The sequence below is a fragment of the Actinokineospora sp. NPDC051303 genome (genome assembly GCF_055586285.1).
This window is the reverse complement of sequence record NZ_JBVJIN010000082.1, coordinates 1-5684: the sequence shown is the minus strand read 5'-3', so window position 1 is coordinate 5684 and position 5684 is coordinate 1. Positions and strand designations below refer to the sequence as shown.

The 5684-nt window shown below is 68.4% G+C and carries 4 protein-coding genes; 1 reads left to right on the top strand and 3 read right to left on the bottom strand.

What is annotated here, in order from left to right; genetic code table 11:
- Window positions 1-571: tetratricopeptide repeat protein (locus ACZ6SD_RS31615; RefSeq protein ID WP_465320688.1), on the top strand; the 571-nt coding region annotated here is incomplete at its 5' end.
- 346 nt (window positions 572-917) lie between these two features.
- Here the strand turns inward: ACZ6SD_RS31615 and ACZ6SD_RS31610 are convergent.
- The 3 genes from ACZ6SD_RS31610 to ACZ6SD_RS31600 form a co-directional block, all read right to left on the bottom strand.
- Window positions 918-3461 (bottom strand): type IV secretory system conjugative DNA transfer family protein, encoded by a 2544-nt coding sequence (locus ACZ6SD_RS31610; protein WP_465320687.1) that lies wholly within the window; start codon window positions 3459-3461, stop codon window positions 918-920.
- Between the two features lie 44 nt (window positions 3462-3505).
- Window positions 3506-4351 (bottom strand): GP88 family protein, encoded by an 846-nt coding sequence (locus ACZ6SD_RS31605; RefSeq protein WP_465320686.1) that lies wholly within the window; start codon window positions 4349-4351, stop codon window positions 3506-3508.
- A gap of 55 nt (window positions 4352-4406) precedes the next feature.
- Window positions 4407-5684 (bottom strand): VirB4 family type IV secretion system protein (locus ACZ6SD_RS31600; RefSeq protein ID WP_465320685.1); only part of this gene is annotated, 1278 nt, incomplete at its 5' end.

Sequence of the window (5684 nt, the reverse complement as noted above, 5' to 3'; positions counted from 1 at the left end):
AGCGCACCTGGGCGGTCTCGGACAACATGAGGAAGCCCTCGAAGCCATCACCGAAGCAACCGGTATCTATCGCCAACTCGCCACCAACCGCCCCGACGCCTTCCTCCCCGACCTGGCCATGAGCCTGAACAACCTCTCGCTGCGCCTGGGTGATCTCGGACAACGTGAGGAAGCCCTCGAAGTCATCACCGAAGCGGTCACCATCCGCCGCCAACTCGCCACCAACCGCCCCGACACTTTCCTCCCCGACCTGGCCACCAGCCTGAACAACCTCTCGCTGCGCCTGGGTGATCTCGGACAACGTGAGGAAGCCCTCGAAGCCATCACCGAAGCGGTCACCATCCGCCGCCAACTCGCCACCAACCGCCCCGACGCCTTCCTCCCCAACCTGGCCACCAGCCTGAACAACCTCTCGCTGCGCCTGGGCGGTCTCGGACAACGTGAGGAAGCCCTCGAAGCCATCACCGAAGCGGTCACCATCCGCCGCCGACTCGCTGAGAAGCGACCGGCTGTGCATTCGGCGGAGCTGGACCAATCGCTGCGTGTTCTCCGGTGGTTGGAAGGTAAGTAGCACGTCGGTACGCGAGTGGCTTCGGGTACGGGCTCACAGTTCTCGGTGCAACGCCCCGCCAGCTTGGCGATCGACTCGGCTTCTCCTCGATGTGAGTTGATGTGGAGTTGTCTCTCGCCCCTGGGGATGGTTGTCGGGAGTCCCCGCTGGGGTGTCGCGCTCACGTCTCAGAGCGGGTTCTTGTGGTCGGTGCTCTTTCTGGAGGACTAGGGCTTGGTGGTGATTCTGCTGCTTCGTCAGTGGGCCGGAATGGGGGCCGGTCGGGGCTACGCGTGCGGGAGCAGCGGAGTGGAAGTTGCGTGCGGGGGTGAGTCTGGATGTGTTGTGGGAGTGCGAGTCCGGCGGGTCAGGCCGCGCGGCGGGGGTCCGCGGTGGGCTGGCTGGTGTGGCTCGTTGCGGCGTTGGTGCCTGTGACGGGTGGGCGGGTGTTGACCCTGGCGGCCCTGCGGATTGCTTTGGCGCGTCCGGGTATCGCGGGCGGCAGCTTCTCGGTTTTCACGGTGAACGGCTGCGCTTCCTCGCCGTCGACCACGAGCCGCACGGCGGCGTGGTATTTGCCGAGGTGGGCGAGGTCGTGTTCGGACAGGCGGGGTTGGGTGTGGCGGGCGAGGCGTTTGGCGTCTTCGGGTGAGGCGGAGAAGAAGGTTTTGTTGCGGGCGTTGGTGGAGATGCCTTCTTCGAGTTCTTTGGTGAGTTGGGCGAGGTATTGGTGGGCGAGGATGATGGCCAGCCCGTAGGCGCGGAATTCGGCGAGCATGTCTTCCAGCGGGATGGGCATGTTGAGGAAGTTGTGGCATTCGTCGATGTAGAGTCCTGCGTCGCGGCGTGCGCGTTGGGGGAGGCGGGCGCGTCGGGTGGCGGCTTGCCAGGTGCGGGCGACGACGATGGACCCTACGAGCCTCGCGGTGTCCAGGCCGAGGGCGTCGCGGGCGATGCGCACGAGGCAGATTCCGCCGGTGTTGAGGACGTGGTCCATGTCCACTGTGGAGGTTCCGCCTGCGATGGCGGCGCGGACGAAGGGGCGCAGCAGGAAGCCGCGGATTTTGTTCATGAGCGGTGCGATCACTTGTGCGCGGTTGGCGTCGGACAGGTCGTCGTACCAGGACCAGAATCCACGCAGCACGTCGTCGTGGACGTGGGTGAGGGCGCGTTCGCGGAACGCGGTGGTGGTCAGGAGTTTGGGCAGGTCGATCAGGGTGGGTGTGCCGGGCATCGCGGTGAGGGTGAGCAGTCCGGCGCGGAGGATGTCGTCGGTGCGTGGTCCCCAGGAGGAGGCGTAGATCCGGGAGAAGATGCTGACGAGGTTGTCGACGGCGCGGGCTTTGTCGGCTCCTTCCAGGGGGTTGAGCACTGGTGGGCGGGCGCGGGAGTCGGCGTCGAAGAGGACGACTTTCTCGCCGAGTGCCTCGGGCAGGCGCATGAGGATGTCGGAGACGAGGTCGCCCTTGGGGTCGATCACGACGACGCCGCGGCCTGCTTCGGCGTCCGCGAGGATCATCCGGGCCATCAGCTCGGATTTGCCGCTACCGGTGGCGCCGAGGATGTGCAGGTGGTGGCGGGCGTCGGCGACGCGCAGCCCGACCGGGCGGGAGTGCCCGGAGTCCGACAGCCCGAGCGGTTTGATCTGCTCGCCGGTCGTGGGGATGCCCGGCGGGGGCGGCACGGCTTTCGCTCCGGCCCGCTGCAGGCCGGGGGCGGACTCGTCGACGGGCAGGTGCGCGACCGCGGCCAGTTCCGGGATCGAGAGCAGATCGCCTGCGCCGAGACGGCGTTCGGCCAGCGTCTTCACCGGTTTACGGCGCAGCCGGACGCGGCGGTAGTAGTTGTGTTCGGAGTAGGCGGCGAACGCGCTGGCGATCGCGTGCCCGCGTCCCCTCAGGACCTCCCGCACCGCCTGGACCTCACCCTTGGCGGCGTCCTCGGGGACGGTGGTGGCCACGGCGTAGCGGATGCGGGTCTCGAACTGGTTCGCCCGTAGCTTCTCGACCACGGCGCGGTCCTGGGCGGCGTGCTCCAGGCTGGTCTGCCGATCCAGTCCTGGTATTCGTGTGCTGGTCGATGGCTTGGGTGTCTTGCCCGGTGTGATGGCGTCGAGCAGTCGCCCGACCAAGTGGACCGACCCGCCCGCGTGCACGCGTCGGGCGGCGCGGCGGGCTTTGGTGACGCGGTGGCCTGCGACGGGGCGGGCGAGGATCTGCACGCAGGCGCGTTCGTGTGGGCCGAGCCCGACCGGTGCGCCGAGCATGGCGCGGATCGGGTCGGCTGGATGCTCGGTGCGGATGGGCAGTGCTTCCGAGCGGGCCAGCCGCAGCTCGCCGCCGACCGCTTCGACTCGCCGACCCGCCGCCGCGGTAGTCGGGATCGGGGGCGTGGCGGGGGTGGTGCGGGTGTGCGCGCCGGGCCAGGCGGCCTCGATCGCGCGCTCGACCATGCCCGGCGGCACCAAGCCGGGCACCCACAGGCGGATCTGCACACCGTCGTCGGTGAAGGTCAACTCGAAGGCCAGGTGCGGCTGCCCACCGAAGCGGCGCTTCCAGCCCGGCCGCAGCAGGCCGACCAGGTTGGACCACATGGTGATCGCCCCGGACGGGTCGACCGTCGGCGGCGCGAGCACAGTGACCAGGCGGGCATCGGTGGCCAGGCGCTGGTGGAAGCGGCGCCGCCACCGGCGCCGCGCGAGGACCGCAGCGGTGACGGCGACCACGAGCACCGGCCCGACAATCGGACCCCACGTCAAGGCGAGGTCGCGCAGGTAACCGAGCACGTTCCGGAACGCGCCGAGCGGATCACGCAAGTAGTCCTCGGCGGGGGAGGCGAGCACGTCCACGGCATGCTCGACACGCGCGGGAACGAGGGCGGAGAGGGATGTGGCAGTGATTGGCCAGGACATCGGGAACCTTCCACGGAAGCAGTCGAGATGGGCGCGAGTTGAGGTCAGGCCACCCGTGGCCGGTCGCCGAGCACCGGGCTGGGCTCGGCCGTGGGCTGCCGGCTGTGGTCGGGGCGGGTGTTGTCGACGACTAGCCGCAGGTGCCTGCGGGCTCGGCGGGCTGTGCGTTCGGCGGTGGCTTCGGCTTGCCACTCGGAGAACCGGCGCCCGGCCAGCCGCTTGAGGTAGGCCGGGATGCGGTTGGCAGGCACACCGACCAGCCGTGGGCCCAGGACCGCGAGCAGATCGCTGGCCTCTTGCGAGGCCCAGCCCGCCTCGGCGATCGCGGACTCATCCGGAAACACATCCGCGATCCGGTCGACGGCGGGATTCAGCGCGGCGTCTTGTGTCCCGCCATAGGAGTAGACCCACAGGAAATTCGGCGGCGGGTCAGGCTCGACAAGGGCCCGGAATCGGGACACTTCTTTGGTGTAGGCGTAGAAATTCGTGTCAGGTCGAGCCCGGCAAATGGTCAGCCATGCCTGAAGGTATGCGTCGGTGAAGAAATCGCCGCTGTCGTGGATTCTGATCCAGGCGCCGCGGAACTTGGTCGCGCCGAGTTCGGCGGCCATCGCATCCTGCCAGCCGGTCAGGTCGTCGAGGACGTACATGAGGTTGGCCTGGTGTTTGGCGCGGACGACGGGCCAGGTGTAGGTGCCGTGTCGGGCGTAGCACGCCTGGGCGCAGATTCCGGCGCTGGGGCAGGTGTTGTAGGTGCGGCCGTCGGCCAAGCGGCCTGCCCAGGCGGGCAGCGACCAGTTCCACACGCCGATCTGGCGCATTTCGCTGTTTTGCGTGAGCAACCGAGCGGGCCGGTCAGCGGTGGCGGAAATGGGCGGTGACGTAGACATGGATATCCCTTGGGTGCGATTCGGCGTGGACGGATTGGCGCCTGTGGCGGAGTGGTCAGGCGGCGTCGAGTTCGATCTGCGACGCGTCGCCGTCGTCGAACGAGTCCGTGATTCTGGCGTCGTCTACGCCGAGTTCGACGAAAGAGGTTTCGATTCCCGATGAGGTATCGGAATATGCGGCGATTTCTGCGGGGTTGGACGTGACCAACTCGTGCTCGACCGGTGAGCCGATGGACTGGAACGCCACCCGCTGTGTGCCGGTGCTGAGCAGACCTTGGCCGCGGTCGGCGGAGAGCAGGAATTGGCGTTCGCCCATGGACAGGTCGAAGGTGCGGGTGATCTCGTCGATCGCCTGGGAGGCTTGGCGTAGCAGGATCTGCGTCGCGGCGTTGGCTACGACGGCTTTGCCGAGGTCCGTGCCCAGGACGTCGGCGGTGTCCTGGGTGGCGACTGTGAGGCCGGCCCATTGCTTGCGGCTCGCTTTGGCCATGCGGAACAGGAACTCGGCACCGGCGGGTTCCTTCATCAGCAGCCATGCCTCGTCGACCACGACCAGGCGGGGTTTGCGGATGGCGGGGTTGGAGACCTGCCGCCAGACCGCGTCGAGGGTGAGCAGCGTGCCGATGGGTTTGAGTTCGTCGGCGAGGTCCCGTAGTGAGAACACCACCAGGTGCCCTTCCGGGCGGGTGGAGGTGGGTCCGGAGAACAGGCCGGAGAATGCGCCGGTGACGTACGGGTGCAGCCGGGCCGAGAGTTCGACCCCGGCGGGGTCACCGGTTCCGGCGAGGACTTGGGCGAGGTCGGCCAGCAGCGGTGCCGGGCGGGTCCAGGTCCGCGGGTCCGAGGTGATTCCCACGCGTTGGTAGGTGGCGGTGATCGCCCGGTCCAGCGCTGCCCGTTCGGTCGCGGCCAGTTCCGTGCCGAGTAGTACCGAGATGACGGTGTGCAGGAACAGTGACCGGCGGATGAGTGCGTCGCGGGGTGCGGTGCGGCGCCCGTCGGGGCGGGTGTGGATCGGCAGATCGAGGGGGTTGAGGCGGACCTGTTCGGCGCCGAGGTGGAGGTGGGTTCCGCCGACCGCGGCGGCCAGTCGGGCGTATTCGTCTTCGGGGTCGATGACGTGGATCTCGATCCCGCGGTACAACGACCGCAACAACTCCAGCTTCACCAGATAGCTCTTGCCGGCGCCGGAGCGGCCGAGGATCACGCTGTTGTGGTTGTCGAGTGCGAACCGGTCGTGGTGGACGAGCCCCTGGGAGCCGACGTTGAAGCCGTAGAGCACGCCGCTCGGGGCGCCGACCGAGGTCGGGTCGGGTGGTGGCAGGTCCGGTGA